We start from the raw sequence: 25539 nt of genomic DNA, 5'->3' as shown, positions 1-25539 counted from the left end.
GCGAAGGTGTGAGCCAAGGCGTGTTCGCCAGCGTGTTGAAGGTAAAGCCGAAACTGGTGAGCAAATGGGAGCGCGGCGAAAAGAAGCCAAGCGGCTTCTCGCTCAAGCTACTCTCAATCGTGAAGGCGCGCGGTCTTGAGGCGATAATCTGAGCGCGAAAGGTCTACCAGGGAACTTCCCGCTTAGCCCGCATGTGCTCCAAAATTTGGAGAATTCGGAACGCCGGATTGTTGGAATCCGCCGTTGACTCTTTCGCTAAGTCGCGAAGAGACGCGACTGCGTTGCTATAGTCTTCGTTGATGAATAATTCTAACCCTTTGAGTGACTTAAGCCCCTCCACGAGTCCCGGCCGAACAACAGGCGACCAAAACATGTAACTAGGCGCGAAATCACTCAAATAATTCGAAGCGTAGGTTTGCTGGCGATTATATTTGTCTGTAATTTTCCTTACTGTGCTGTCGCCGCCTCCACCGATAAGTAAGCCATCCAAGTGGGTCGTGACCTCACAGAGGTATGCCTTACGGTTAACAAAGTCGAATCCGATTACGTCGAGCTCCCCAAGACCTGAAAGGCCGCCGCCGGGTGGACGAGCATTATAATCAACGACGCTGCATTTTAGGACAAGCTTCAAATATGCACCGACTAGATACTCTCCCATCTCAGTAGCCATCACCGCCTCATGTCTTTATTGCTTGAATCATATTGCAAGTCGCGAAATTGTGACCGTCTATTTGAATATCTTCCCCGCTACAGCGGCGCGTAGCGCCTTCACCTGCGCGTCAACGCTTTGGCCGTCGGTCGAGACTCGCGCTTTGCCGTAAATCATCGACGCGGCCTAGAGGATCGCTTCGATACCTTTGCGGCGGATGAGATCGAGCAAGACGAGGGCAGGGCCGCTTGGCCGCTTTGCGCCGCGCTCCAACTGTGAAACATAGCCGACCGTCAGATTGAGATAGCGGGCGAAAACCGCTTGGCTCAACCGCGCCTTTTCACGAAGGCTCCGGATTTCCTCGCCCGTGATCGGCGCGGGTTCGGGCGCAACCTCCTTTCCCAACTGACGCAAGGTGATCTTCTCGTGCGTGGCCTCGTCCATGATTCCAAGGCGGCGCATGTCTCCAGCCGTTTCGAGAATAGCTTCGCGCAAACGGCTAGGCGTCGCTTTCTTCGTCATGCTGCACCTCCTGAATTGCTCCGTCTTTAAGGGCCGTCTCGATGCGTTCCGATGTGGCTTCAAGCCATCCGCGCGCCACAAGGCGCAAATCTTCCAATTCCTTCGGTTCGATGTTTTCCCTTTCGTTCTTGGCGAACCCGTAGAGGAAAACGGCGCGCTCCTTCACACGATAGGCGACGATCATCCGATAGCCGCCCGAACGTCCCCGGCCACGCCTTGCGACGCGCTGCTTGATGAGGCCGCCTCCTAAATCGGCGTCAATGAGCCCCCGCGCGGCGCGCCTGATCGCTTCGCTCAGGCTCTCGTCGTCAAGCCGTTCGCTGCGCGCGAACCGCGCAAACCATCGGATTTTGAAAACCCGCACCGCGGCTCCATAATGCTATAAACTATAGCACGCTGAACTATAATCTCAACCTTAATCGCACGGGATTTCGCGGCAGGCCAAGTTCGTGCGCGCGAACTTCAGGACAGCGGCGCCAGCACCAGCGCCAAATTCTCCACCGCCACCACCCGCGCCCTCGCGCCGGGCGCAAGGCTCTCGACCGGCGAATCTTCGGCGAGTCGCGCCTGCCATTCGACGCCGGACCAGAAGATGACGCCATGCCTCTTCGTCACCTCATGCGTCGTCGTCAATTCGCGGCCGATCAGATCGCTGCTCTTATCTTCTTCGATGTCGGCGTTTTGAAACCGCTGCAGCGGCTTCCTGCCGACGATGGCGATCAGCAGGCCGGCGCCGGCGACGATCGCCGCGGTTTCGACGAGCGACGGCCGCCAGCCGGTCGCATAGAGAACCGCGCTGGTCAGTAGCGCGCCCACCGCCACGAACATCACCGGCGACAGGCCGATCACGACGATGTCGAGTCCGAGCAGGATCAGGCCGGCGATCAGGCTCGCATTGGCGGGATCGTAGAGGAAGGCGGGCTCCATCTTTATTCCGCTTCCCGCCAGGGCTGCGCGCGGCGCTGCTGCGCTTCGTTCGACGCAGGGCTGGCGTTGACCGCTTTGAGCACCGCCATCGCCTTGGCGATCCAGCCGGCGGGGTCGGCGCCGTCGCCCATCAGCACCAGCGAATTGCCGGCCTTGGCGAGGCGGCCATATTGCTCGATGGCGCTTTTGGCGACTTCGAGCTGCACTGCCTGATCGCCGCCGACCTGGGTGATTTGCGTGCGCACCAGTTCGATCGCCTTCGCCTGGCCTTCGGCGCGCAGGATCGCCGCCTGTTTCTCGCCTTCGGCGCGGTTGATCTCGGATTGTTTCACGCCTTCCGATTCGAGCACCGTCGCCCGCTTGTCGCGCTCGGCCTTCATCTGCCGCTCCATCGACTGGCGCAACGATTCGGGCATGGCGATGTCCTTGATCTCATAGCGCGTGACATGCGCCCCCCAGAGCTGGGCGGCGTCGGAGACGGCGCGCACCACCCGCTCATTGATCTCGCTTCGGTTCTCGAAGGTCTTGTCGAGCTCCATCGAGCCGATGGCCGAGCGCATCGAGGTCTGCGCCAGATTGATGATGGCGCGGCGGATGTCCTGCGCGCCATAGGCGGCGTCCTTGGCGTTGACGATCTTGTAATAGAGAACGCCGTCGATGGTGACGGTGGCGTTGTCCTTGGTGATCGCGTCCTGCTCCGGCACGTCGATCACCTGTTCGCGCAGATCGAAAGTGTAGGCCACCCGCTCGACGATCGGCCAGACGAAATTGACGCCCGCGGTCAGCGATCGGTTGTAGCGGCCCAGCCGCTCGATGACGAGCACGGTCTGCTGGCGCACGAAGCGCACCATCGTCGACAGCGCCAGCAGCGCGACATAGGCGAACCAGAACAGCGGATTTTGGAAGAGGCCGATCGGCAGGCCGAGGTTGAAGGAGCGGTCGATGATTAAGAGGCCGATTGCGGCGGCGCCGACGACAAAAAGTGCGAAACCCATGGAATGAACCCTCCGCGACAGGCGCGTTGAGAGAATGTTATCGAGCGACTGGGACACGGGCGCTCCTATTCATGGCGCATGGGGCGGAGGCCTTCCCGCGAAGGCGAGCCCCGGGCGCCCATCGACGTCTAGCGCGTCAGACACGCCGAAGGCGTGCGCCGGCGCATGTCTCGCGCGATGCTCAGCGCTGTCGCCACCAGCTTTCGAGCGTCGGACCGAACATCGGCGATGCATAGCGCGGCAATCGCGCCGGGCGCGCAATGTCGGTCGAATGCGCGAGCCATTGGTCGGACGCGTGAAACAGCGGCACGACGTAGAAGCCGGACAGCAGCACGCGGTCGTAGGCGCGAACGGCGGTGATGAAATCGTCGTGGCTCGTCGCGGCCAGCAGGGCGGCGATGAGCGCATCGATCGCCGGCGCGGCGGCGCCGGCGAGGTTGAAGGAGGCTTCCTGGTTTGCGCTCGAAGAGCCCCAGCGCATGCGCTGCTCATTGCCCGGCGACGCCGAGGCGACCCACTGGCCGAGCATCATGTCGAAATCGAACTTCTGGCGCCGCCGCTGATATTGCACCTCGTCGACGAGACGCACGCGGGCGTCGACGCCGATGCGCTGCAGCGAGCCGGCATAGTTGAGCGCAAGCCGCTCCTGATTGCGGTCCTTGACCATGATCTCGAAGGCGACAGGCTCGTCGTCCTTGCGCAAAACGCCGTTTTCGATGCGGTAGCCGGCGCTCTCGAGCAGATCGAGCGCGCGCTTGGCCATCTCGCGGTCGCGGCCCGACCCGTCATTGACGGGCGGTCGCCAGCGGCCTTCCATAATGTCTTCGCGCACGGCGTCCGGAAACGGCGCCAGCAAGGCGCGCTCCCCGGGGGACGCCGGGCGGCCAGAGGAAGACAATTCGGATTCGTCGAAGAAGCTTTTCGTGCGGGTGTAGAGGCCGGCGTAGAGATTCGTGTTGACCCATTCGAAGTCGAACATCATGCCGAGCGCTTCGCGCAGGCGGATGTCCTTGAACAGGGGACGGCGCGTATTGAAGACGAACCCCTCCATGCCTTTGGGATTTTCGTTTTTCAGCGTCTCCTTCACCACGCGGCCTTCCGTGAGCGCCGGGAAGTCGTAGCCGCTCGCCCAGCGGGTCGTGCTCGTTTCATCGCGATAGTCGAGCAGCCCCGCCTTAAAGGCCTCGAAGAGGGAGTTGCCGTCGCGGAAATATTGAATGTCGATCTCGTCGAAATTGTAGAATCCGCGCTGGCTCGGCAGGTCGGCGCCCCAATAGTCCTTGTTGCGGCGCAGCAGCAGGCGCGCGCCGACTTGCGCGTCCGCAATCACATAGGGGCCGGAGCCGACGGGCTTGGCGAGCGTCGCTTCGGAGAAGCGCTCGACGTCGGTCGCGTGTTTGGGCAGCACCGGCATGATCGCGAGAATGAGCGGCAGCTCCCGGTCGCCGACGCCAGAGAGGTCGTAATGGACGGTATGCGCGTCGGGCGCGTCGATCGATTTGACCAGGCCGTAGGCGATGCGCTGCTGCGGCCGGCCCTTCGTCTTTAAGAGATCGAACGAGAACAGCACGTCTTCCGCGGTGATCGGCTTGCCGTCGGAAAAGCGCGCGCGCGGGTCGAGATGGAAGGTCACCTGCGAACGCGCCCGATCGACGTCGATCGACTGCGCGATCAGGCCGTAGAGGGTGAAGGGTTCGTCTTGCGAGCGGGCCATCAGGCCCTGGAAAACATTGCCGACAAGCCCCTGCGCCGCGGTTCCCGACTTCAGATTGAACGGGTTGAGGCTGTCGAAGGTGCCGGCGAGGCCGACGCGAAGTTTGCCGCCCTTCTTCGCTTCCGGCTCGGCGTAAGGGAAGTGATGGAAATCGCTCGGCAAAGCGGGCGCGCCGTGCATGGCGATCCCGTGCGTCGGGCAGGGCGCTTCGGCCGCCCGCAAGGCTGGGGCGGCGCCCGAAGCGGGCGCGGCGATAAGGAGCGACAGGGCGAAGCTGAGCGCGCGGCGCCCCCGCATTCGCTGTTCGCCGCCGCCGCTGGCGGGGCGTCTGGCAGGAATCGGGTGAATCTTCATCGGCGGACCATAATCCAACGTCCTGTCGCAAGAAGCGAGTCGCGCTTAAGTTTTCGGCCATTTTTTTGCGATAGTTGTGGGCAAAAAGCGCCCCCGCCAAGCATTGAGCGCTCCGTCCGGCTGGAATTTACTGCCGCGACCATGTAAGAGCGTTGCCGTCGCCTCGTCGGCGTCTCGCGATCGCGCTGGAACACGGGCTGGTACAAGTTCCATGGCGCTGTGGCGCGAAGGCGGCTCCCGTTATGACGCGATCTCGAAACTATCCGGAGCCGGAGAGCGCCGGCCAGCAGGACAATCGAAAGGAACTTCCGATGTCGACCCATATCTCGCGTTCTTGCGCGATCGCCCTTGCGGGAGCGTTGCTGTTCGTCGGCGGCGGCGCATTGGCGCAGCAGGCGCCCGCGGCCGGCGCAGCGCAGCAGCAGCAGCAACAGCAGCCTCAGGGGCCGATCGCCGCCGAACTCGTGGCTGTCCAGCCGGACTGGACCAAGGTGTGCGGCGCTGATCCGCAGACCAAAAAGGAAATGTGCTACACGACGCGCGACTTCGGCGTGTCGGCGAAGGAGGGCGAGGCGCCCCAGCCGCTGCTCGCGCTCGCGATTTACGATCCCAAGGGCGACGATCAGAAGATCATCCGCCTGCTGCTGCCGCCAGGCCTCATGCTGAAACCCGGCTTCCGCTTTTCGATCGATAAGGGAGCGCCGGAAAGCGGCGCGTTCGAAATCTGCTTCCCGAATGGCTGCTTCGCCGAGGCGAAGGTCAAGAAGGCGGTCGTCGACGGCATGAAGAAGGCCGAAAAGATGACGGTGGTCGTTAAGAATCAGGCGAACGGCGAGGTCACCTTCTATCTGCCGCTCGCCAATTTCGGCAAAGCCTTCGACGGCCCCGCCGTCGACCCCAAGGTCCTCGAAGAGCAGCAAAAGAAGCTGCAGGAGGAACTGCAGAAAAAGGCCGAGGAGGAGCGCAAGAAGCTCGAGGCCCAGAAGGGCGCCGCCACATCGCCCGCGCCGAAGCCCGCGCCGGCCGCCGCGAAGAAATAAGTTTGTAACGAGCCCGAAGACGAACGCCCGCGCGGGACGCTCCCGCGCGGGTTTTTTTTGCGGCCATGGCGCCCGGGGGCGAATAACGCGTAGCGCGGCGTCGCCCCTCCACCCTCATCTTTTCCCGGAGATTCGCTGGACCCCCGACGAGTCGGCGCACAACTGCAGCGACACTTTGACGCGCGGCGATTAGCCGGTCTATATAGGCTGTCGGGCGATATTCATCGACAGCTAGCGGCGAGGTCAAAGCACGCATGTCTATTGCCATCGCTATGCTCCTGGTCGTCGCGGGTTCGATCCTGTTTCACGTGTTGAGTCCCTGGCGGGCGACGCCGATCGCGTCGAACTGGGGCTTCATCGACGATACGATGGGGCTGACCTTCCTGGTGACGGGGGCCGGATTCGTCGCCGTCATCCTGTTTATGGCGTATTGCCTCTATCGCTTTCGCCATGTGCCGGGCCGGCGCGCCGCCTATGAGCCGGAGAATCAGAAGCTCGAAGCCTGGCTCGGGATCGTCACGACGATCGCCGTCATCATTCTCCTCGCGCCCGGCCTGTTCGTCTGGGGTCAGTTCATCACCGTGCCTAAGGACGCGATGGTGATCGAAGCGGTGGGAGTCCAGTGGAACTGGAGCTTCCGCCTGCCGGGCGCTGACGCCCAGCTCGGCTCGAGCGACGTGCGCTACATCGACTCAACCAATTCCATGGGTCTGAGCCCGGCCGATCCGAAGGGACAGGATGATCAGCTGATCACAAGCGGGGAACTGCACCTGCCGATCGGCAAACCGGTCAAGGTCCTGCTGCGCTCGATCGACGTCCTACATGACTTCTATGTCCCCGAGATCAGGGCGAAGATGGACCTCGTGCCGGGCATCGTCACATATTTTTGGTTCACGCCGACCAAGATCGGCGAATATGAGATCCTTTGCGCCGCCTATTGCGGCACAGGGCATCCGCAGATGCGCGGCAAGATGGTCATTGAGTCGGAGGCCGACTTCGAGACTTGGCGCACGGCGCAGCAGACGTTCGAGCAGTCGCGCAAGAGCGACGCAGGCCGAGACAAGCGGGCCTCTGCTCAATGACGCTCACCGATGCGAGTTGCGCCGCTTTGACATTCATCGCCGCTGACCGAGCGCCGCTGCGACGGGGCTCGATCGTTCGCCGGAAGCGCGATAGCGGCGAAGGGAGGATCGTTCCATGACCGACGCCAGCGTACCCCAGAACGTCGCGCCGCCGCCGGCGGAGGTGGCCGACGTCGAACTCTATCACGCACACAGCTGGATCACGAAATATGTGTTCAGCCAGGACGCCAAGGTCATCGCCATTCAATACGCCGGCACGGCCATCACGGTCGGCATTTTGGCCCTGGTGCTGTCATGGGTGATTCGCCTGCAGCTCGCCTTTCCAGGGGCGATCCCTTTCATTGACGCCAGTGTCTATTACCAGTCCGTGACCATGCATGGCATGATCATGGTCGTCTACATGCTCACCGCCATCTTTCTCGGCGGCTTCGGCAATTATCTCATTCCGCTGATGGTCGGCGCGAGGGACATGGTGTTCCCTTACGTCAACATGCTCAGCTTCTGGGTCTATCTGATCGCGACCCTGGTTCTCGTCTCGAGCTATTTCTTCCCTGGCGGGCCGACCGGCGCCGGCTGGACCCTTTATCCGCCGCAATCAATCCTGACGGGCACGCCGGGCCACGAATACGGCATCATCCTGATGCTCGTTTCGTTGATCCTCTTCATCGTCGGTTTCACGATGGGTGGACTGAATTACGTGGTGACGGTGCTGCAGGCGCGCACCCGAGGCATGACGCTGATGCGCATGCCGCTGACGGTTTGGGGCATCTTCTCCGCCGCGGTCATGGCGCTTCTCGCCTTCCCCGGCCTCTTCGTCGCCTGCCTCATGCTGCTCCTCGACCGCACGCTCGGCACCAGCTTCTTCATGCCGTCGCTCGTCGAACTCGGCGAGCGCAAGGACTATGTCGGCGGCAGCCCGATCCTGTTCCAGCATCTGTTCTGGTTCTTCGGCCATCCCGAGGTCTATATCGTCGCGCTGCCGGCCTTCGGCATCGTTTCCGATCTGATCAGCGTGCATGCGCGCAAGAACATCTTCGGTTACAGAATGATGGTCTGGGCCATCATCGCCATCGGCGTGCTCAGCATGGTGGTCTGGGGCCACCATATGTATATCAGCGGCATGGACCCGTGGTTCGGGTTCTTCTTCGCGGTGACGACGCTCGCGATCGCGGTGCCGACGGCGCTGAAGGTGTATAATTGGGTGCTGACCCTTTGGCACGCCGACATCCATTTCACGACGCCGATGCTGTTCGCGCTGGGATTCCTCGTCACCTTCGTCAATGGCGGCATCACCGGCCTCTATCTCGGCAATGTCATCGTCGACGTGCCGCTGTCGGCGACGCTATTCGTCGTCGCCCATTTCCACATGGTGATGGGCATCGCGCCGGTGCTCGTCATCTTCGGCGCCATCTATCATTGGTATCCGAAGATCACCGGCCGCATGATGGACGAGCGGCTCGGCAAGATTCACTTCTGGATCACCTTCCTTGGCGCCTATGCGATCTTCTTTCCGATGCACTATCTCGGCGTGCTCGGGATGCCGCGGCGCTTCTATGAGATGGGCGAAACCGCCTTCGTTCCCGCGTCGGCCGCCACGCTCAACATTGTGATCACGGTCATCGCGTTGGCGGTCGGTTTCGCGCAATCGATCTTCTTCTACAATCTGTTCAAGAGCCTGAAGCATGGCGCGCCGGCCGGCGGCAATCCGTGGCGCGCCGCTTCGCTCGAATGGCAGACTCCCGAAACGCCGCCGGGTCACGGCAATTGGGGCAAGAATCTGCCGGTGGTTTATCGCTGGCCTTACGCCTATAGCGTGCCCGGCGCGCCGGAGGATTATCTGCCGCAGAACGCGCCGCCGGTGAGAGGAGAGCGTTCGCCATGAGCGTCATGGGGCTCTTCTTCGTCTTTATCGCCACTGTTGCGGTCATGTGGTTGGTGCGCCAGGGGGTGCTGGAGTCGCCCTGGCTCGAGGAAGGCGAGGTCGCGCATTATCGTCGCGCCGGCGGCGCCGAGCCGCCGACGGCCGGGAGAGTGGGGCTCGCGGTCTTTCTCGCCGTCGCCGGCTGTCTATTCTCTCTGCTCGCCGCCGCCTTTTTCATGCGCGGCGACGCGCCCGATTGGCAGATGCCGCCGATCCCCGGCGTGCTCTGGGTCAACACGTTTCTGCTCGCCGCCAGCAGCGTCGCCCTGCAGGTCGCGGTCTTCGCCGCCCGGCGCGCCAACGCCGAGCGGGTCAAGACGGCGCTGCTTGTCGGAGCCGTAACCGCTGCTCTTTTCCTGATCGGCCAGATCTGGGCGTGGCGCGAACTTCTCGAGCTGCGGTTCTTCGCCTCGAGCAACGCCGCCAACGCCTTCTTCTATCTGCTGACGGGCGTGCATGCGCTGCATCTCATTGGCGGTCTGGTGGCGCTTGCGCGAACCACCGACAAGGTGCGCGGCGCCGAGCGAGTCACCAAGGCGCTGACGACGAGCGTCGAGCTCTGCGCCATCTATTGGCATTTTCTGCTGTTCGTCTGGTTGCTGATGTTCGCCATGCTGATCGGTTGGGCCGATGGTTTCGGCGCCATCTGCCGGCGTCTGCTTTCGTAAAGGGAATGCGCTATGACGGCGGAGCCTGTCACGACTGAACATGTAACGACTGAGCCCACGCTGCGGAGCAGCCTGCACGGCATGGTCGCTGACTGGTCCTCGGATCAGCGCTCTTTCAAGAGCGCGTCCTGGGGCAAGGCGATGATGTGGATCTTCCTCGTCAGCGACACCTTCGTCTTCAGCTGCTTTCTGATTTCTTACATGACGGTGCGCATGTCCACGACGGTGGAATGGCCGCACCCGAGCGAAATCTTCGCTCTCGAGATCGGCGGCAAGAAGATCCCGCTCATCCTCATCGCCATCATGACCTTCGATCTCATCACGAGCTCGGGCACCATGGCGATGGCCGTCAACTTCGCCTATGCGCGCGAGCGCAGGAAGGCCGCGATTTTAATGCTGGTGACGGCGTTCTTTGGCGCCGCTTTCGTCGGCATGCAGGCCTTCGAATGGACCAAGCTCATTCACGAAGGCGTGCGGCCATGGGGCAATCCCTTCGGCGCGGCGCAGTTCGGCTCGAGCTTCTTCATGATCACTGGTTTTCACGGCTTCCACGTGTCGATCGGCGTGATTTTCCTGCTCATCGTGGCGCGCGCCGTCTGGCGCGGCGATTATGACGTCGGACGGCGCGGCTTTTTCACGAGCCGCAAGGGCAGATACGAGATCGTCGAGATCATGGGCCTATATTGGCACTTCGTGGATCTCGTATGGGTCTTCATCTTCGCATTCTTCTATCTGTGGTGACGTCTCCGACGGGGGAACTGATGACGGCGACGACGGAAAATACGACGCACAGCCATGCGCCGGTCGCGCAAGCGGCGCAGCCCGCGGCGCAGGCGCATGGCCAGCAGCATCCAATCAAGCTCTATCTTCTGGTGTGGGGGCTGCTCTTCTTTCTGAGCGCCTGCTCCTATCTCGTCGATTATTTCGACTTTCAGGGCTATTTGCGATGGTTCCTGATCGTCCTGTTCATGCTGCTGAAGGCGGGGCTCATCGTCGCCGTCTTCATGCACATGGCGTGGGAGCGGCTGGCGCTGGTCGTCGCCATTCTGGCGCCGCCGATGGCGGTGCTGGTTCTGATGGCGATGATGGCGTGGGAAGGCGACTACACCAACTATCTGCGCGTGATCTTTTTCGGCGCGTGACGCGGGCTCGCCCGCTCCGCCTGAATGAATCGCGCTGATCTCGGGCCGTCGGAGAATCGCGAATGCGAAGGGACGATCAGCGCGTCGCCAATAAGGCGATCCTCATCGTCCTCTCGGCGCTCTGCCTCGTCATGATCATTTTTCTCGGGGCCTGGACGCTGGTCGCGCATCTGCAATAGCGCCGCCTCGGCTATTCCTCGAGCGCTCCCTCCTCATTGACCGCATGCGCCAGGCCGGCCGTCGTCACCAGCCCCGCGACGCTGACGGCGACCATGAGGGCGACGACGCCCGTGAGTCCCCAGCCGGCCTGCAGTTGCGGCACCACGAATGTGCCGAAAGTCGCGCCGACCTTGGCGCTCGCCGCCGCGAAGCCGCTCGCCGAGGCGCGAATCGCCGTCGGGAACAGCGTCGGCGCGAGGGTGAAGGTCGTGGCGTTGGGTCCGGCGTTCATCGCGAAATTGAACAGCATGAAGCCGCCGATGACGAAGGCAAGATGGGCGTTCGCGCCATTGTCCGACATCGCGGCGAAGAGCAACAGCAGCATGCCGAGCCCCATGCCGCTAAATCCCGCGACCTGCATGGTGATCCGCCCAAAGCGCGGAACCGCCCAGAGGCTCGCCACAAAGCCGATGATCAGAAAAGCGTCGACGATGGCGCTGCCTTCCGCGTCGGCGAAGTCGGCCGCGAGCGAGCCCGCGTCGGCCGCGCCGAGATGCATGGCGCCGAGAATGACGGGCGTGAACAGACCGACGCCATAGGTCGCGACGTCCATCAGCATCCACGGCAAGGAGACGAGCATCGTGCGGGCGCGATAGGCTTCGCGGAACAGCGCCGAATAGCCGACGTCCTGCGCCTTGGGCGCGGAAGCCCGCTTCGACGCCGCCACGGCGACCGCTTCCGCGCGAAGGCTCACAGGCGTCTCGCCGAACTCGACCAATAATGTCCTGAGCAGCGCCGTCGCTTCGCTGATCCGCCCCTTCGCCACCAGCCAGCGCACGCTTTCTGGCGCCCATAGGCGCGCGGATAAGAAAAGCAACGCAATCATGCCGCTGGCGCCGAACAGCAGCCGCCAGTCTTCTGTTGACGGCCGTAGCTTCAATAAAGCGAGGCCGGCGAGAGCCGCCGCCGCCATGCCGACCGACTGCAGGGCGATCGTCGCGACCGTCATTCTGTTGCGCGTCGCGCGCGGCATGAGCTCCGACACATAGGCGCCGCTCGTCGGAAAATCGATGCCGACGCCAACGCCAAGCAGGAACTGCGACAGCAGGATGACGTGGGCGTTCGGCGCCGCCGCGCCGATAAAGCACGCGAGCGCGATGATCGCCATGTCGGCGATGAAGACGCGCTTGCGGCCGAATCTGTCCGCGCCGATGCCGCCGAGCGCCGACCCCGCGACCGCGCCGAGCACCAGCGCCGATCCAATCAGGCCGACAAAAAGCGGACTGATCGGAAAGTCCCGCTTGAGCAGCGGCAGCGCGACGCCGAGGGCGGACACCGAGAAGCCGTCCAAAAACGCGCCGCCGCTCGCTGCGAGCCAATAGGCGTAATGACGCCATGTCATCGGCGCTTCGTCGAGCGCGGAAAAGACCGAGGCGGCGTTCAATGGCGAGGCCGTCACCCGGCCTTGCTCCGTTCCTCTTCGTTCTTTGCTTGTTGATAAAGCTTGCGGATTTCGTCGATGTCGACGGAGGGCTTCGGCAGCTTCAGATTAAGATCGTCGAGCGTATCGGCGATGATGCTGGAAACCGCGAGATTGCGAAACCATTTGTGATTTGCCGGGATGACGTACCAGGGCGCATGTTCGGTCGAGCAGCGCGACAAGGCCGCCTCGAAGGCCTTGATATAATCGTCCCATTTTTGGCGCTCGGAATAGTCGCTGGCGCTGATCTTCCATTGATTCGCCGGATCGTCGAGCCGCGCCTTGAAGCGCTTGAGCTGTTCGTCCTTCGAGATATAGAGGAAGAATTTCAGAATCGTCGTCTTGTTTTCTACCGTGAGCAGCTTTTCCCATTCGTTGATGAAATCATAGCGCGGCTTCCACACCTCTTTTGGCGCGAGCTTATGCACGCGCACGACGAGCACGTCTTCGTAATGCGAGCGATTGAAGATCGAAACGTAGCCGCGTTGCGGCGCATGCGGATGGACGCGCCACAGAAAGTCGTGCTCCTTTTCTTCGGGGGTCGGCTGCTTGAATCCCGTCACCTGCACGCCCTGCGGGTCCATGGCGCTGATGACATGCCAGCAGGTGCCGTCCTTGCCGGCGCTGTCGATGCCCTGCAAGACGATCAGCAGAGAATGCGTGCGGTCGGCGTAGAGTTTGCGCTGCAGCTCGGTAATGCGCGTGAGATTGCGCTGCAATTCCTGCGCCGTTTGGGCGTCATTCGCAAAGTCGCCATGAAAACCCGGATCGATTGATCCAAGATTGACGTCCGAGCCGGGCTCGACGCGGAACTTCTTGACGAATTTCATTTGCTCCGCCTCCTTCGTCTCGTCGCTCTCGTTCAACTGGTGAGAGCGACGTGGCTCGCCGTCAGGTTCTTGTCGCGCCGTCCGGCCAGACGCCAGTAGATCATCTTCACAATCTCAGTCACGACGACCCAGAGCAGGCAGTAAAGCCACACGCCGACGATCGCCGCGCCGGGAACGGCGTCGACGCCGACTCCGTAAAGGCAGAGCAACACGGCGACGACCTGCGTCGCCGCGATCGCCCAGAAGAGTCTGGCGCTGGGATAAGGCGGCGCAAAAATCGCCTTTTTGGTGCGCACGCTGAACAGCAGCAGATGGCCGCCGACGGCGAGCTGCAGAAACAGCAGGGTCTGGAGCTGGCCGGGATCGATCGGGATCATCGTCTGCAGCGAAGCGTCGAGCGTCCAGCGCATGCCGATCAGCAAAAACCCGAAAGTCTCGGCGACCGCGATCAGTCCCATCAGCGAAGCGAAAATGAAGATGCGGTGCATGTCCCATCTCACCGGCTGCGGCGCGACGGGGACATTGTCGTAGGCGATCGTCATGATCGGGATGTCGTCGAGGAGCGCGAGCGCGACGATCATGATGGCGGTGAGCGGCTGAAAGTCGAAAAACACGATCGACGCGACGACGACGATCATGATGTCGAGCGTCATGGCGATCCGATAGTAAATGTAGCTTTCGATGCGCTGGAAAATCTGACGCGACACGCGGATCGCATTGACGATGGTCGAAAGCCCCGGCGCCGTGAGGATCAATGCGGCGGCGCTTCGCGCCGCATCGGTCGCGCCGCTGACGGCGATGCCGCAATCCGCTTGTTTCAGGGCCGGCGCGTCGTTTACGCCGTCGCCGGTCATCGCGACGATATGGCCGACCGACTGAAGCGCCTTGACGATCTCATATTTGTGTTCCGGGAACACTCTGCCGAATCCGTCGGCCCGCTCCACCGCGTCGACGACGCTGCGCGGCAGAGCGCCGGCCTTGACGTCGCCTTTGAAGACATCGCTCGCGACGAGAAGATGCGAACCCATGCCGAGCTGGGCGGCGATCTCATCGCCGATGGCGACGTCATCGCCGGTCACCATCTTGACTTGCAGCCCGAGCGCGCGCGCCTCCGCGATTGTCGCCTTGGCGTCGGCGCGCGGCGGGTCCATCAGCGAGATCAATCCGACCAGTTGCCACCGTGCGCCATCTTCCGACATGGCGACGCCCAGCGCGCGCTGCCCTTTGACGGCGAGCGCGGCCACCTCGTTCTGATAGCGCTGCAGAGTCTGCGAATCGGGCCGCACGAGCGCGGATATCGCCTGCGGCGCCCCCTTGGCGTAGTGGCGAACGCCGCCAGAGGCGTCGGCGACCGTCGAGATGGTGCGTTTGCTGACGGGATCGAACGGCGTGAACGCCTTCTGCTTGAAGGCGTCGAGCGCATCATGCGCCGGCAGCGCCGCCATCACGGCGAGGTCGATCGCGTCTTCGCTGCTTTTTTGGGTCGCCAGCGCAGCGAAGAGCAACACGTCGTCACTCTTGAAAGCGCCATAGGAAATGGCGCTTTGCACCGTGAGCTTGTTCATCGTCAGCGTGCCGGTTTTGTCGCTGCACAGCACGTCGACCCCGGCAAGCTCCTCGATCGCATTCAGGCGCGAAACAATGGCCTTCTGCAAAGAGAGCGCATAGGCGCCGATCGCCATCGTCACGGACATGACCGCCGGCAGCGCGACCGGAATCGATGCGATCAACAGCACCAGCACATATTGGGCGATGGAGCCAACGCGATCCCAGCTCCAGTCGTCCGGCGCGATGACTTCCCGATAGAGCTGCGCGCCGACGAGGATCAGCGCCAGAAAAAATGCGAGCACGAGAAGAAAATCGCCGACCTCCGTCACCGCGCGCTGCGAATGCGAAACGGCGCCGGCGGCGCCGACGAGCTTCGCGGTGCGCCCGAAGAAGGTGCGCTCGCCCGTCGCCGTGACCACGCCAGTCATGGCGCCTTGTTTAGCAATTGCGCCCGCATAGGCGTCGTCGCCGATTTTCTTGGAGACCGGCAGCGATTCGCCGGTGAGCGCCGCCTGATCGCAGCTCAAATAATCGCCTTCAATGAGCAGGAGATCCGCGGGGATGATCTGGCCCGCGGCGACGCTGACGATATCGCCCGGCGTCAGTTCGATGGCGGGGATCGTCGTCCAGGCGCCGTCGCGCATCACACGCGCGCGGGGCGCGAGGTTTTTCTTTAGCGCCGCGAGCGCGTTCGCCGCCTTGTTGTCCTGCCAGAAGCCGACCACGGCGTTATAGAGAAGAAGACCCGCGACGACGCCGAAATCCGGCCAATCCCGCCGCACGGCGGAGATGACGGCGGCGGCTTCAATAAGGAACGGCAGCGGTCCCCAGAAATAGTTGAGCAGACGGCGCCACTTGCTTTCCGTCTTGTCCTCTAGCGCGTTTGGGCCGTATTCCGCGAGCCGCCGCGCCGCTTCGGCGGCGGTGAGGCCGCTCTCTGTCGTCTTCAGCGTCTCAAGTCGCTGCGAGATTCTGACCTGCGCCGGATCTAGGGAAAGCGGTGGCGAAGATTGGCCCGCCGGCGATTTCGCGCTGACGTCCGGCATGCTTGCTCTCCCTATCAGATCATCAAAATATCCGAACCGAATCTTACGGCGTGATCCGAGTCGCGCCAAGAGACTCGCTCAAAAAGGCAAGCGCGAGTCGAAATTAACCGTGCACAGCTTATTCGGCGGCTGTGCAGGCGGCGCCGTCGTTGGACGCGCCTATGGCGTTATCCTTGACGATCTTGTCGGCGCGCGCCTTCGCATCTGCGAGATCCTTGTCATAGACGTCGGTCAGATATTCATTCGTCGTCGTCTTGACGATCGAGTGATTCGGCGATTGCAGCGGGCCGGACACATTAATCGAGGCGACCGTCGACAGGCCGGGACGCAAGGGCTGTTTCTCGAGTTCGTCCGCCCGCAGGGCGATCCGCACCGGAATGCGCTGAACGATTCGAATGAAGTTGCCGGTCGCGTTATCGGGGGGAAGAGCCGCAAAGACGGCGCCGGAGCCCGGAACGAGCCCCGCCACTTCTCCGTGGTAGATGTGTTCCGATCCGTAGAGATCGACCTTGATGAGCGCCGGCTGCCCGGGACGAACCCGGGCCATCCTGTTTTCCCAAAGATTCGCTTCGACCCAGAGATGGTCGAGCGGCACGATGTTGAGAATGGCGTCGCCGGGGCGCACCCGCTTGCCGACCTGAACGCTGCGCTTGGCGACATAGCCGGTCGCCGGCGCCCGAATGTTCTGGCGCACGAACTCGACGTAAGCGTCGTTATATCGCGCCTTGGCGGCCTCGATGTCGGGATGGTTCATCCGCGTCACGCCGACGACGCGCGCCTCGACCGACTGGTATTCCGCCTGCGCTTCCCGCAGATCGGCTTCCAGCGCGGCGAGTTGGTCCTCGGTATTCTGCAGCACCTGTCGCGACGCGGCGCCGCTCAGCGTGGCCTCGCGGTATCTTGCGAGATCGTGGCGCGTCCTGTCGCGAAGCGCGGCGCGGGAAATGACCTTCTGGCAGAGCTGGCGGCGCTGCGCGTAAAGCGCGCCCACGCCGCGAACCGCGCGGCCGAGTTCGGCCTCCGCCTGCGCGAGCGCCGCTCTTGCGCGTTGGCCGTCGAGGCGAACGAGCACGTCGCCTTTCTTGACGAGCTGCGTTTCTTCCGCGAGCACGGCGGCCACGACACCCGTCGCGTCCGCCTGAACCGGGATGATGTTGCCGGTGATGAAGGCGTTGTCCGTCGTCACCCAGTCGCGGTCGTAAAAATACCATCGCGAGAAAGCGATCAGCGCGCCGGCAAGAACTGCGGCAACGACGATCTTGAGCAGAAATTCTCTGCGGGAGCGGATGCTTTTGCGGGATAGCGCCATCGATGGGGTTCGCGTTCTTCTGATAGAGGCGTGGCGCGTTCAGCCGCCGCCAAGCGACTGGATTGTCTCGACGGCCGGCGTCAAAGGGTCGGTTTCGGGCGCCGGCTTCGGCGCGGCCGGCGGCGGACCATCGGCATAGCCGCCGCCCAGCGCCTGATACAAGTCGACGGCGGCGATCAGCCTGTCGCCTTCAAGCGCGCGCTGCGCGAAGCCGGACTCGAGAAGATCAACACGCTCGGCGACGGTTTCGCGGCGATCCTTAATGCCGTCGCGCAGCCGCGATTGCGCGAGGTCATATTGCACGCGCGCCACGCGCAGGTACCGACTTTGCGCCTCATATTCGGCGCGCGCGCGCTTGAGATTGGCGATGGCGTCGGCGACCTGCTGCGCCGCTTGCAGCAGCGTCTCATTATATGAGTCGACCGCCTGATCATAATCGGCGCGCTGGAACTCCAGATTTCCGCTGAGGCGGCCGCCCTGAAAAATGGGCAGGCGAACTCCGGGCGAGACCGCGTAGCCGATCGCCGATGGCGTGAAGAGATAGCCCGCGAGCTTGCTGATCTTCGTCGAGGTCACCGAGCCTTCGAAGCCGCCGGTGATCGCAAGATCGATCGAGGGAAGAAACATTGTTTTGGCGACGTGAACCCGGGCCGCCGCCGCCTCGGCGCGGCGCAGCGCGGCGGCGAGATCGGGACGGTGCGCGAGCAGTTCAAGCGGCAGGCTGCGTGGCAGCGGCGGCGACGCTGGCGCTGGCGCGCTTCGACCGGCGTAAAGGTCGCGTGCGGCGTCGGGTCCTTCGCCCATGAGCCGAGCGAGCGCGTCCTTCTGCAGCGTCACCAGCGCCTGCGCGGCCGCTTCGCGCCGGACGGCGTTTTCGAATTCGGCGCGGGCGATCTGCACCCCGTCCAAGGAGTCGAGTCCGGTGCGAAAGCGGGTTTCAGCAAGCGCAACCAAATCGCGGCGCAGACGCGTCAAAGCTCTGGCGACCTCGAGCTGGCGCGCCGCGGCGTAGCCGCGCAGATAGGCGCGCGCGACCGAGGCGGTCAGCAGCAGGCGCGCCTGCTGCAATTCGGCCTCCTGCGCCGCCGACTCGCCGATCGCCGAGTCGAGCAGAGCCCGGTTTTTCTGCCAGAAATCCAGCTCCCAGGTCAGCGCAAGCGGATTGATGAAGGCCATGGTCTTCTGCAATCCGCCCTGCGCCGGATTGTAGGAGGCCACGACGCCATGCAGAGGATTGCGCGACTGCCGCATGCCGAAGGTCGCCTGGACTTCCGGCAGGAGCCTGGCGCCGGCGACCTGCACGATGGCGTCCGCGCCGCGCAGAGTGTCTTCCGCTTTCTTGAGGCTTTGATTGTCGCGCAAGGCCTTGTCGATGACGCCGTCAAGCTCCGCGCTGCGGAAGGCGCGCCACCATTCCTCGCGGGGCCAAGCCGTTTCGCCAGCGGCGGCTTTCAAGCCGGATCTGGCCAGCGTGCGCTCCATGGCCGGCGCGCCCAGAAATTGGGCGCGCTCAACCGGCGTCGTAGGCGCGCAGCCGGCGAGAAAAAGCGCGATCGGGGTTCCGCAGCACAGCCATCGCCGCCGCGTCCAGAGCCGAATCACGCCGATGCCCCAAGCGGCTATAATTCCGCGGGGGCGCAGGCGGCAAGGCGCACGACGGGGTGCGGGCTCTCTAAGCAACAGACACTCCTACCCTGCGCCGACGATCTTATGAACGCGGCGGCGAGTTCGCAGGAGTCATCAGCCTTTCGGCGGTTATCGGGGGAACCCCATCCCCATCCGTTAAAACTTAGTTTACGACAGAGCTACCGGTCAATAAGTCCAGATGGCGACCTCGCGCGCTATCCCCAGAGCTCCGGCCCCGGCGGCAGGAGAGTCGATCCCTCGTAGCACAGCCCGGGGACGCGGTCGCGGGCCAGAAGCAGAGGCCCGTCGAGGTCGACGAAGGAGGCGATCTGCCCCACGAGGACGGCTGGCGCCATGGCGAGAGACGTCCCCACCATGCAGCCCGCCATGATGGAAAAGCCCATCTCCTGCGCCGCGCGCGCCAGCGCCAGCGCTTCGGTCAGGCCGCCGGTCTTGTCCAGCTTGATGTTGATCGCGTCGTAGCGGCCCTTGAGCGGCGCGAGCGAGGCGCGGTCGTGCACGCTTTCGTCGGCGCAGATCGGCACGGGGCGCGGCATGGTCGCGAGAATGTCGTCGCGGCCCGCCGGCAGTGGCTGCTCAATGAGCGAGACGCCGTAATCGGCGCAAGCGGCGAGCTGGCGGGGAAGGGTTTCAGCCGTCCAGGATTCGTTGGCGTCGACGATGAGGGTTGAGTTGGGGGCGCCGGCGCGCACCGCGGCGAGGCGCGTTTCGTCGCCCTCGCCGGCGAGCTTGATCTTCAAGAGCGGGCGGTCGGACGCCCTTTCCGCCGCGGCGCGCATCTGATCGGGCGCGCCGACCGAGATCGTGAAGGCCGTCACGAGCGGCGAGAGCGCCTCGAAACCTGCCGCGACATGGGCTGGAACGCCCGAAAGCTTGGCCTCGAGGTCCCAGAGGGCGCAATCGAGCGCATTGCGCGCCGCCCCCGCCGGCAGCAGGCGCTGCAAGTCGGCGCGATCGGCCCCGGCTTCGAGGGCGTCGCGCGCGCTTTCAATTGTGGCGACGACGCTTTCGGCGCTTTCGCCATAGCGTGCATAGGGCACGCATTCGCCGCGACCGACGCCGCCGCCTTGAGCCAAAGTCGCGGTCACGACGACGGCTTCGGTCTTGGCGCCGCGCGAGATCACGAAGCTGCCGGCGATCGGGTAACTCTCTATGGCGACAGATAGTTTTCGCTTCAAATCTCTCTCCGGCGCCCACGTCGCGCGGCTGGAATTGGCGCTTGCGATGTGCGCCGACGCGCTTGCTGACGTCAATTCACGAAGTTATGACGTTTTTGCAAGAGGCGGCTTTATAAGCGGCGGCGCGCCGGCCCGCGTCAGCGGCGCGCCACAATCGTCGGATAGGATGACGCCATCAATGAGCCGATTACTGACTCCAGCGCGGAGCGAAGCCCGATGACCGTCGCGGCGATGCAGCGTCCGCCCAACGTCGCGCGCCAGTCCTCGGCGGCGGGCGTGCGCCTTGCGCTTTCGGGCGACTGGACGCTCTTCGCCTCTCAGCGCCTGGAGGAGGAGGGGAGTCGAATTGTCGAGGAGGCGCGCCTCGATCGCAGGGTCGCGATCGATCTTTCGCAAATCTCGCAACTCGACACGGCTGGCGCCTGGCTGATCAATCGCGCGCGGCATGATCTCGCGGGCCGCGACGTCGCTGTCACGCTCGAACATGTGCGCCCTGAATTTGCGACCCTGCTCGAAGAAACACATTATCGCGACTTCGTTGCGCCCTCGCGGCCGCGGTTCAATGTCATCTTCGCTCTGCTTGCAGACTTCGGCGAATCGATCGTGGATGCGCTTCGCGAATTTCACCGCGGCGTCGCCTTTCTCGGCGAATTCGTCTCCTCGATGATCTATGTGGCCGCCAATCCGCGGCGGTTCAGGCTCACTTCGCTCGTCGCGCAAATTGAGCTGGTCGGCTTTCGCAGCGTCCCGATCATCGTGTTGATCAACATTCTGGTCGGCGGCATCGTCGCCCAACAGGGCATCTTTCAATTGCTCAAATTCGGCGCGTCCAGCTACTCGGTCAGCCTGATTGGCATTCTTGTCTTGCGCGAACTCGGCGTGCTGCTCACCTCGATCATGATTGCCGGCCGCTCAGGCTCGGCGATCACCGCCGAACTCGGCTCGATGAAAATGCGCGAGGAGATCGATGCGCTACTGGTGATGGGGCTTTCGCCGATCGAGGTGCTCATCGCGCCGCGCGTGCTCGGTCTCGTGATCTCTCTGCCGATTTTGACCTTCATCGCCGACATAGCGGCGCTCTTTGGCGGCATGGTCGTTTCCTGGTGGTACGGGGGGATCAGCCCGGTGGCGTTCGCGTCACTGCTCAAAGAGGCTATTGCGCTGCATACGTTTCTTGTCGGCATCATCAAAGCGCCCTTCATGGCGCTGGTCATTGGCCTCATCGCCTCGATGGACGGTCTCGCGACGCAGGGCTCCGCCGAATCGCTGGGCCGTCAGGTCACCTCCTCGGTGGTGAAATCGATCTTTATGGTCATTGTGATGGATGGGTTGTTCGCCGTGTTTTTTGCGGCGATCGACTATTGAGCGCGGCGATGACCAGTTCCTCGGCTCATGCCAACGACGTCGCTCAACAGCGCCTCAACCGCGATGTCATCATCAGCGTGCGCGACCTCGTCGTCGGCTTTGGCGACAAAACCATCATGAAAGGGCTCAGCCTCGACGTTTACCGCGGCGAGGTGCTCGGCTTCGTCGGAGGATCTGGGCAGGGAAAATCGGTGCTGACCCGCGCGATTCTCGGACTCACGCCGACGCGAGGCGGCGCCATTCGGGTTTTTGGGCAGGATCGCGACGCGCTCGCGCCGCTTGAGCGGCGTGCGCTGGAACAGCGTTGGGGCGTGCTGTTTCAGAACGGCGCGCTGTTTTCGGGCCTCACGGTAAAGCAGAACATTCAGATGCCGATGCGCGAAATGCGCGACATCTCTCAGCGACTGATGGACGAGCTGGCCATGCTGAAGCTCGAGCTTGTTGGCCTTAGTCCCGACGCCGCGGACAAATTTCCGTCAGAATTGTCGGGCGGCATGGTGAAGCGCGCGGCCCTGGCGCGCGCCTTGGCGCTTGATCCCGAGCTTGTGTTCCTGGACGAGCCGACATCGGGACTTGATCCGATCAGCGCCGCCGAATTTGACGCGCTGATCGGCACGCTGCAGCAGACCCTCGGGCTGACCGTGTTTATGGTGACGCACGATCTCGACAGCCTGTATTCTATCTGCGACAGGGTGGCCGCGCTCGCTGAAGGCCGGGTCATCGCCGCAGGGCCGCTGGAAACCTTGCTCGCGTCCGACCATCCGTGGCTGAAAGCCTATTTCCACGGCGTGCGCGGCGGCAGACTGACTGCGGCGCGCGTCGAGCAGAAGGACGAACAATGGAAACCCGCGCCAACTACGCCCTGATCGGCGCTTTCACGCTGGCGGTCGCCTTTGCCGCCTTTCTCTTCGTCTACTGGTTTTCCGGACCGAGCCAGCTTGGCCGACAGGAAACGTTCCAGATTGTCTTCACCGCGGTTTCAGGGCTGACCCGTGGCTCCTCGGTGCTGTTCAACGGCGTGAAAGTCGGCGAGGTCACGCATCTTGGCATTTCCGAACAAGATCCAAGCAAGGTCGACGTGCTCGTCAGGATCGACAGCAGAACGCCGGTCAAGACCGACACGCGCGCGCGTCTCGAGACGCGGGGCTTTACGGGCGTTTCCGACGTCCTGCTGGTCGGCGGCACGCCCGGCGCGCCGGCTCTGACGGCGCAAGTCGGCCAGAAGTATCCCCAAATTCAGGCCGAGCGCTCCGAAATCCAAAATTTGCTGGTCAACGTTCAGAGCCTATCGACGAAGGCCGCCGAACTCCTCACGAAACTCGACAAGCTGATTGACGATAACGGGCCGGCCATCACCGCGACGCTCAAAAACGCTGAAATCGTCAGCAAGACTCTCGCCGACAACTCCGCTTCGATCACAAGCTTCATCCGCGACGCATCCGATGTCGCGCAGTCGCTAAAGCCGGCTGCGGCGCGGCTCGACAAGGTCCTCGCGGCCGGCGAAAAGACGATCAAGGCGATTGACCCCAAGCAGATCAAGGCGATCGCCGGCAATATCGCCGGGGCTTCGGAACGCATCAATCGTTTCGCCGGGACGGGGCTGCGGGAATATGAACAGCTTGCGGTGGATGGGCGCAAGGCCGTCGACACGTTCGATCGCACGCTGCGTTCCGTTGAGAAAAACCCCTCACAATTCATCTTCGGGCCGTCTCAGTCCGTGCCGGAGTATCAGGGCCGCTAATTCAATCCAAGGCGTGGCTTTAAGCCGATGCGCGGATCGTTTAGAAGGACGACGCGCCCGACGGGGCGCGCGGGCGAAATGGGGCGACGAGTCGGCATGAAACTGAAGGCGTCCACTGCGACGCAACGAAAGGTCGCGCAGGCCACGGCGATCGCATCGCTTGCGTTTCTCGCGGCCGCCTGCGCCCAAGCGCCCCGCGAGACGTTCGATCTGACGACCGAGACGGGCGTTTTGCGAAGCGTCGCGTTGCGCAGCGGCCCGGCGGTCTTCGTGCCTGAACCCGCAGCGATCGCGCCGACCTCGTCAGATCGCATCGTGATCCGCGCCGGCGATGACAGCGTGGCCGTTCTTCCCGGCGTGCAGTGGTCGGATCCGATGCCGCTTCTTTTTCAGCGCCGCTTGATCGAAGCGCTACAGCAGTGCGGTCTTTCAGCCTCTTCCAACTTTGGCGGGCAAACACAACTGCAAACGGACGTGCGACGCTTCGAGATCGACATCGCCCGCAATCTCGCCGTCATTGAAGTTTCCGTCCAGCTCGTCGACTCGGGCAGCGGCCGGGCGAAGGCGGCGCGAATCTTCGTCGAAGAGGCTCCGGCCTCGGAGCACATCGGCTCGCCAGCCGCGCGGACCCTCAGCGACGCTGCGGCGCGTATCGCGCTGCGCATCGGCCAATGGACGCGCGCTCGGCTATAGCGACGCCGGCAGGGCGCAATCGCTCAATCCGGTATCGAACCTTCCCACAGCATAATGTTCAGGCACGCGAGAAACGCGCCGCTTTGCGACGCAGCTTTAGACGCGCTCGACCAGTCTTCCGCCTCGTCTCGCGTCAAGACGCCCGCGGACACGCAGTTCTCCGTCACGCGCGCGAGGTCGAAAATGATCTCCGCCGCGTCGAGGCTTCTGACGACGAGCGCATGCGCCCGGCAGTCGATGTTTTCGACGCCGCACTTTTGCAGCAGAACGCCGATCTCTCGGCCGATGTAGGGATTGGCGAAAGACTTCTCCCATAGTCCCGCCAGCTTCGCCCCGGTTTCGAGCTTCCCGTTGTAGACGAAATATGTTCCCCAATCGGGCTCGGCGACGACGATTCTGCCGCCCTTGCGCGTCACCCGGACCATTTCGCGCAGCGCCTCGATGGGGGCGCTGATGTGCTGCAAGGAGCGATCGATTCGAGCGCCGTCGAACTGGCGATCGCCGAAGGGCAGGCGGCGGGAGTCGCCGCCGACGAAAAGCGCGTTGGGAAGCCCCCGCGCCCGCTCTCGCGCCAGGCCGAGAAAGCCATGCGCCGAATCGAGCCCGAAGACGTCGGCGCGCGGGAAGCGCCGCGCGAGTCCGATGACGTCGAAGCCGACGCCGCAGGCCACGTCCAATATCTTGCTGTTGCCGGATATATGCAGCGCGTCCCAGGTCTCTCGCTTGTAGCGCTTGAAAAAAGGCGTTTCGTTCATGAAATCGAGACAGCCGGTCAGCTCGGACCGCAGCGCGCCGTCGGCGTTCCGGAAGCTTAAAGCGATGTCTGTCATATGCGCGCCTCTTTCGGCCTTTGTCGGTGAATCCATCGAATGTGGCCTACGGTCGCGCGCGCTGGGAGGGGCTAGCGCCGCAAACGGACGGGTGCTAACTGAACGGCGACAATTTGGGCAGCGCTGGCGGCGCAACCGCACGACGCGCGGAAGAACAATGGCTCGCGGCTTCCCGCTTCAAGCACAGTCGGGAGCGCCGCGAAAGTCGAGCATGCATGAGGAAGAGACAGGCGTCATGGCGAAGATGAGCTTTGAGGATGCTGCGACCCGCTATGGCGCGGAACCGGGGGGCGGCGCGCCGACAAAGGTCAAGATCACCTTCGTCGATTCCCAGGGTCAAGCCAGATCCGTCGAGGGCGAGGTCGGCTCGACTGTGATGGAAACAGCCCGACGCAACGATATTCCCGAGATCACCGCGGAATGCGGAGGCGCCTGCGCCTGCGCCACCTGTCACGTCTATGTCGATGAAAAATGGGCCGAAAAGACCGGCAAGGCGTCGCAGATGGAGGAGGATATGCTCGACTTCGCCTTTGACGTGAAGCCGAATTCGCGGCTGTGCTGCCAGATCACGGTAAGGCCGGAACTCGACGGGCTGGTCTTAACGACCCCCGCCCAGCAGGGCTGACGCGCAATTTTTCCAGACTACGCCCGAGCGGGTTTGAATCTCTCGATAAATGCGATAGACGAACCGGCAGGGCG

Annotated in this window: 24 protein-coding genes, 1 pseudogene and 1 riboswitch; of the genes and pseudogenes, 12 read left to right on the top strand and 13 right to left on the bottom strand. The window is 63.2% G+C overall.

What is annotated here, in order from left to right:
- Positions 1-2: 2 nt before the first annotated feature.
- Positions 3-152 (top strand): annotated as a pseudogene (locus tag IYW40_RS03520) (helix-turn-helix domain-containing protein); the annotation flags it as partial.
- Positions 153-163: 11 nt separating this feature from the next.
- On the opposite strand, the gene IYW40_RS03515 reads toward IYW40_RS03520, so the two are convergent.
- The 6 genes from IYW40_RS03515 to IYW40_RS03490 all read right to left on the bottom strand — a co-directional run bounded on the left by IYW40_RS03515 (position 164) and on the right by IYW40_RS03490 (position 5104).
- Positions 164-670 carry a hypothetical protein gene (locus tag IYW40_RS03515; protein WP_196399398.1) on the bottom strand — a complete coding sequence of 169 codons (507 nt, stop codon included), beginning with the start codon at positions 668-670 and terminating at the stop codon, positions 164-166.
- Between the two features lie 165 nt (positions 671-835).
- Positions 836-1171 (bottom strand): helix-turn-helix domain-containing protein, encoded by a 336-nt coding sequence (locus tag IYW40_RS03510; RefSeq protein WP_196399397.1) that lies wholly within the window; start codon positions 1169-1171, stop codon positions 836-838.
- A complete protein-coding gene (locus tag IYW40_RS03505; protein ID WP_196399396.1) occupies positions 1149-1535 on the bottom strand; it encodes a type II toxin-antitoxin system RelE/ParE family toxin in 387 nt (128 codons plus the stop codon). Before IYW40_RS03505 ends, IYW40_RS03510 begins: the two co-directional genes overlap by 23 nt.
- A gap of 98 nt (positions 1536-1633) precedes the next feature.
- The gene (locus IYW40_RS03500) at positions 1634-2098 is read right to left on the bottom strand and encodes an NfeD family protein (RefSeq protein ID WP_196399395.1); all 465 of its coding nucleotides are present in this window, start codon (positions 2096-2098) and stop codon (positions 1634-1636) included.
- A gap of 2 nt (positions 2099-2100) precedes the next feature.
- The gene (locus IYW40_RS03495; protein ID WP_196399394.1) at positions 2101-3093 is read right to left on the bottom strand and encodes a stomatin-like protein; all 993 of its coding nucleotides are present in this window, start codon (positions 3091-3093) and stop codon (positions 2101-2103) included.
- A 181-nt stretch (positions 3094-3274) separates the two neighbouring features.
- The gene (locus IYW40_RS03490; RefSeq protein ID WP_196399393.1) at positions 3275-5104 is read right to left on the bottom strand and encodes an extracellular solute-binding protein; all 1830 of its coding nucleotides are present in this window, start codon (positions 5102-5104) and stop codon (positions 3275-3277) included.
- Between the two features lie 368 nt (positions 5105-5472).
- Here IYW40_RS03490 and IYW40_RS03485 point away from each other — a divergent pair, with 368 nt between their 5' ends.
- From IYW40_RS03485 to IYW40_RS03460, 6 genes are all read left to right on the top strand, one after another.
- Complete coding sequence (locus tag IYW40_RS03485; protein WP_196399426.1) at positions 5473-6201, top strand: invasion associated locus B family protein; 729 nt, start codon at positions 5473-5475, stop codon at positions 6199-6201.
- A gap of 254 nt (positions 6202-6455) precedes the next feature.
- On the top strand, positions 6456-7283 hold the full coding sequence (locus IYW40_RS03480) for a cytochrome c oxidase subunit II (protein ID WP_196399392.1): 828 nt from the start codon (positions 6456-6458) through the stop codon (positions 7281-7283).
- Positions 7284-7398: 115 nt separating this feature from the next.
- Positions 7399-9165: a cbb3-type cytochrome c oxidase subunit I gene (locus tag IYW40_RS03475; RefSeq protein WP_196399391.1), complete on the top strand. Its 1767-nt coding sequence runs from the start codon at positions 7399-7401 to the stop codon at positions 9163-9165.
- Positions 9162-9872: a cytochrome c oxidase subunit 3 gene (locus tag IYW40_RS03470; RefSeq protein WP_196399390.1), complete on the top strand. Its 711-nt coding sequence runs from the start codon at positions 9162-9164 to the stop codon at positions 9870-9872. The genes IYW40_RS03475 and IYW40_RS03470 overlap by 4 nt, the downstream gene beginning before the upstream one ends.
- Before the next feature lie 12 nt (positions 9873-9884).
- Positions 9885-10613: a heme-copper oxidase subunit III family protein gene (locus IYW40_RS03465; protein WP_196399389.1), complete on the top strand. Its 729-nt coding sequence runs from the start codon at positions 9885-9887 to the stop codon at positions 10611-10613.
- A gap of 20 nt (positions 10614-10633) precedes the next feature.
- Complete coding sequence (locus IYW40_RS03460; RefSeq protein ID WP_175094278.1) at positions 10634-11014, top strand: cytochrome C oxidase subunit IV family protein; 381 nt, start codon at positions 10634-10636, stop codon at positions 11012-11014.
- A gap of 190 nt (positions 11015-11204) precedes the next feature.
- Here the strand turns inward: IYW40_RS03460 and IYW40_RS03455 are convergent, their stop codons facing one another.
- The 6 genes from IYW40_RS03455 to dgcA form a co-directional block, all read right to left on the bottom strand.
- Positions 11205-12632 (bottom strand): MFS transporter, encoded by a 1428-nt coding sequence (locus tag IYW40_RS03455; protein ID WP_196399388.1) that lies wholly within the window; start codon positions 12630-12632, stop codon positions 11205-11207.
- Positions 12629-13483 (bottom strand): polyphosphate kinase 2 family protein, encoded by an 855-nt coding sequence (locus tag IYW40_RS03450; protein ID WP_196399387.1) that lies wholly within the window; start codon positions 13481-13483, stop codon positions 12629-12631. Before IYW40_RS03450 ends, IYW40_RS03455 begins: the two co-directional genes overlap by 4 nt.
- A gap of 32 nt (positions 13484-13515) precedes the next feature.
- Positions 13516-16077, bottom strand: a complete 2562-nt coding sequence (locus IYW40_RS03445) for a plasma-membrane proton-efflux P-type ATPase (protein ID WP_196399386.1) — start codon at positions 16075-16077, stop codon at positions 13516-13518.
- Between the two features lie 118 nt (positions 16078-16195).
- Positions 16196-17386: an HlyD family efflux transporter periplasmic adaptor subunit gene (locus IYW40_RS03440; protein ID WP_196399385.1), complete on the bottom strand. Its 1191-nt coding sequence runs from the start codon at positions 17384-17386 to the stop codon at positions 16196-16198.
- 39 nt (positions 17387-17425) lie between these two features.
- Positions 17426-18988, bottom strand: coding sequence for an efflux transporter outer membrane subunit (locus IYW40_RS03435; protein ID WP_196399384.1), 1563 nt, complete (start codon positions 18986-18988; stop codon positions 17426-17428).
- A gap of 122 nt (positions 18989-19110) precedes the next feature.
- Positions 19111-19172: riboswitch (Fluoride riboswitch) on the bottom strand.
- A 55-nt stretch (positions 19173-19227) separates the two neighbouring features.
- The gene (dgcA, locus tag IYW40_RS03430) at positions 19228-20211 is read right to left on the bottom strand and encodes an N-acetyl-D-Glu racemase DgcA (RefSeq protein ID WP_196399383.1); all 984 of its coding nucleotides are present in this window, start codon (positions 20209-20211) and stop codon (positions 19228-19230) included.
- Positions 20212-20427: 216 nt separating this feature from the next.
- Between dgcA and IYW40_RS03425 the strand changes: the two genes are divergently transcribed.
- The 4 genes from IYW40_RS03425 to IYW40_RS03410 all read left to right on the top strand — a co-directional run bounded on the left by IYW40_RS03425 (position 20428) and on the right by IYW40_RS03410 (position 24010).
- Positions 20428-21576, top strand: a complete 1149-nt coding sequence (locus IYW40_RS03425) for an MlaE family lipid ABC transporter permease subunit (protein ID WP_246720609.1) — start codon at positions 20428-20430, stop codon at positions 21574-21576.
- An 8-nt stretch (positions 21577-21584) separates the two neighbouring features.
- A complete protein-coding gene (locus tag IYW40_RS03420) occupies positions 21585-22442 on the top strand; it encodes an ATP-binding cassette domain-containing protein (protein ID WP_196399382.1) in 858 nt (285 codons plus the stop codon).
- Positions 22415-23317, top strand: coding sequence for an MlaD family protein (locus IYW40_RS03415; protein ID WP_196399381.1), 903 nt, complete (start codon positions 22415-22417; stop codon positions 23315-23317). Before IYW40_RS03420 ends, IYW40_RS03415 begins: the two co-directional genes overlap by 28 nt.
- Positions 23318-23413: 96 nt before the next feature.
- Complete coding sequence (locus tag IYW40_RS03410; RefSeq protein ID WP_246720608.1) at positions 23414-24010, top strand: ABC-type transport auxiliary lipoprotein family protein; 597 nt, start codon at positions 23414-23416, stop codon at positions 24008-24010.
- A gap of 23 nt (positions 24011-24033) precedes the next feature.
- Here the strand turns inward: IYW40_RS03410 and IYW40_RS03405 are convergent, their stop codons facing one another.
- Positions 24034-24840: a methyltransferase domain-containing protein gene (locus IYW40_RS03405; protein ID WP_196399379.1), complete on the bottom strand. Its 807-nt coding sequence runs from the start codon at positions 24838-24840 to the stop codon at positions 24034-24036.
- A gap of 235 nt (positions 24841-25075) precedes the next feature.
- Between IYW40_RS03405 and IYW40_RS03400 the strand changes: the two genes are divergently transcribed.
- Positions 25076-25465, top strand: coding sequence for a 2Fe-2S iron-sulfur cluster-binding protein (locus tag IYW40_RS03400; RefSeq protein ID WP_210266921.1), 390 nt, complete (start codon positions 25076-25078; stop codon positions 25463-25465).
- Positions 25466-25539: the final 74 nt, after the last annotated feature.

This window comes from Methylocystis sp. H4A, from assembly GCF_015709545.1.
Classification (GTDB): Bacteria; Pseudomonadota; Alphaproteobacteria; order Rhizobiales; family Beijerinckiaceae; genus Methylocystis; species Methylocystis silviterrae.
The sequence above is the reverse complement of the archived record's forward strand: the minus strand, read 5'-3'. Positions and strand labels throughout refer to the sequence as shown.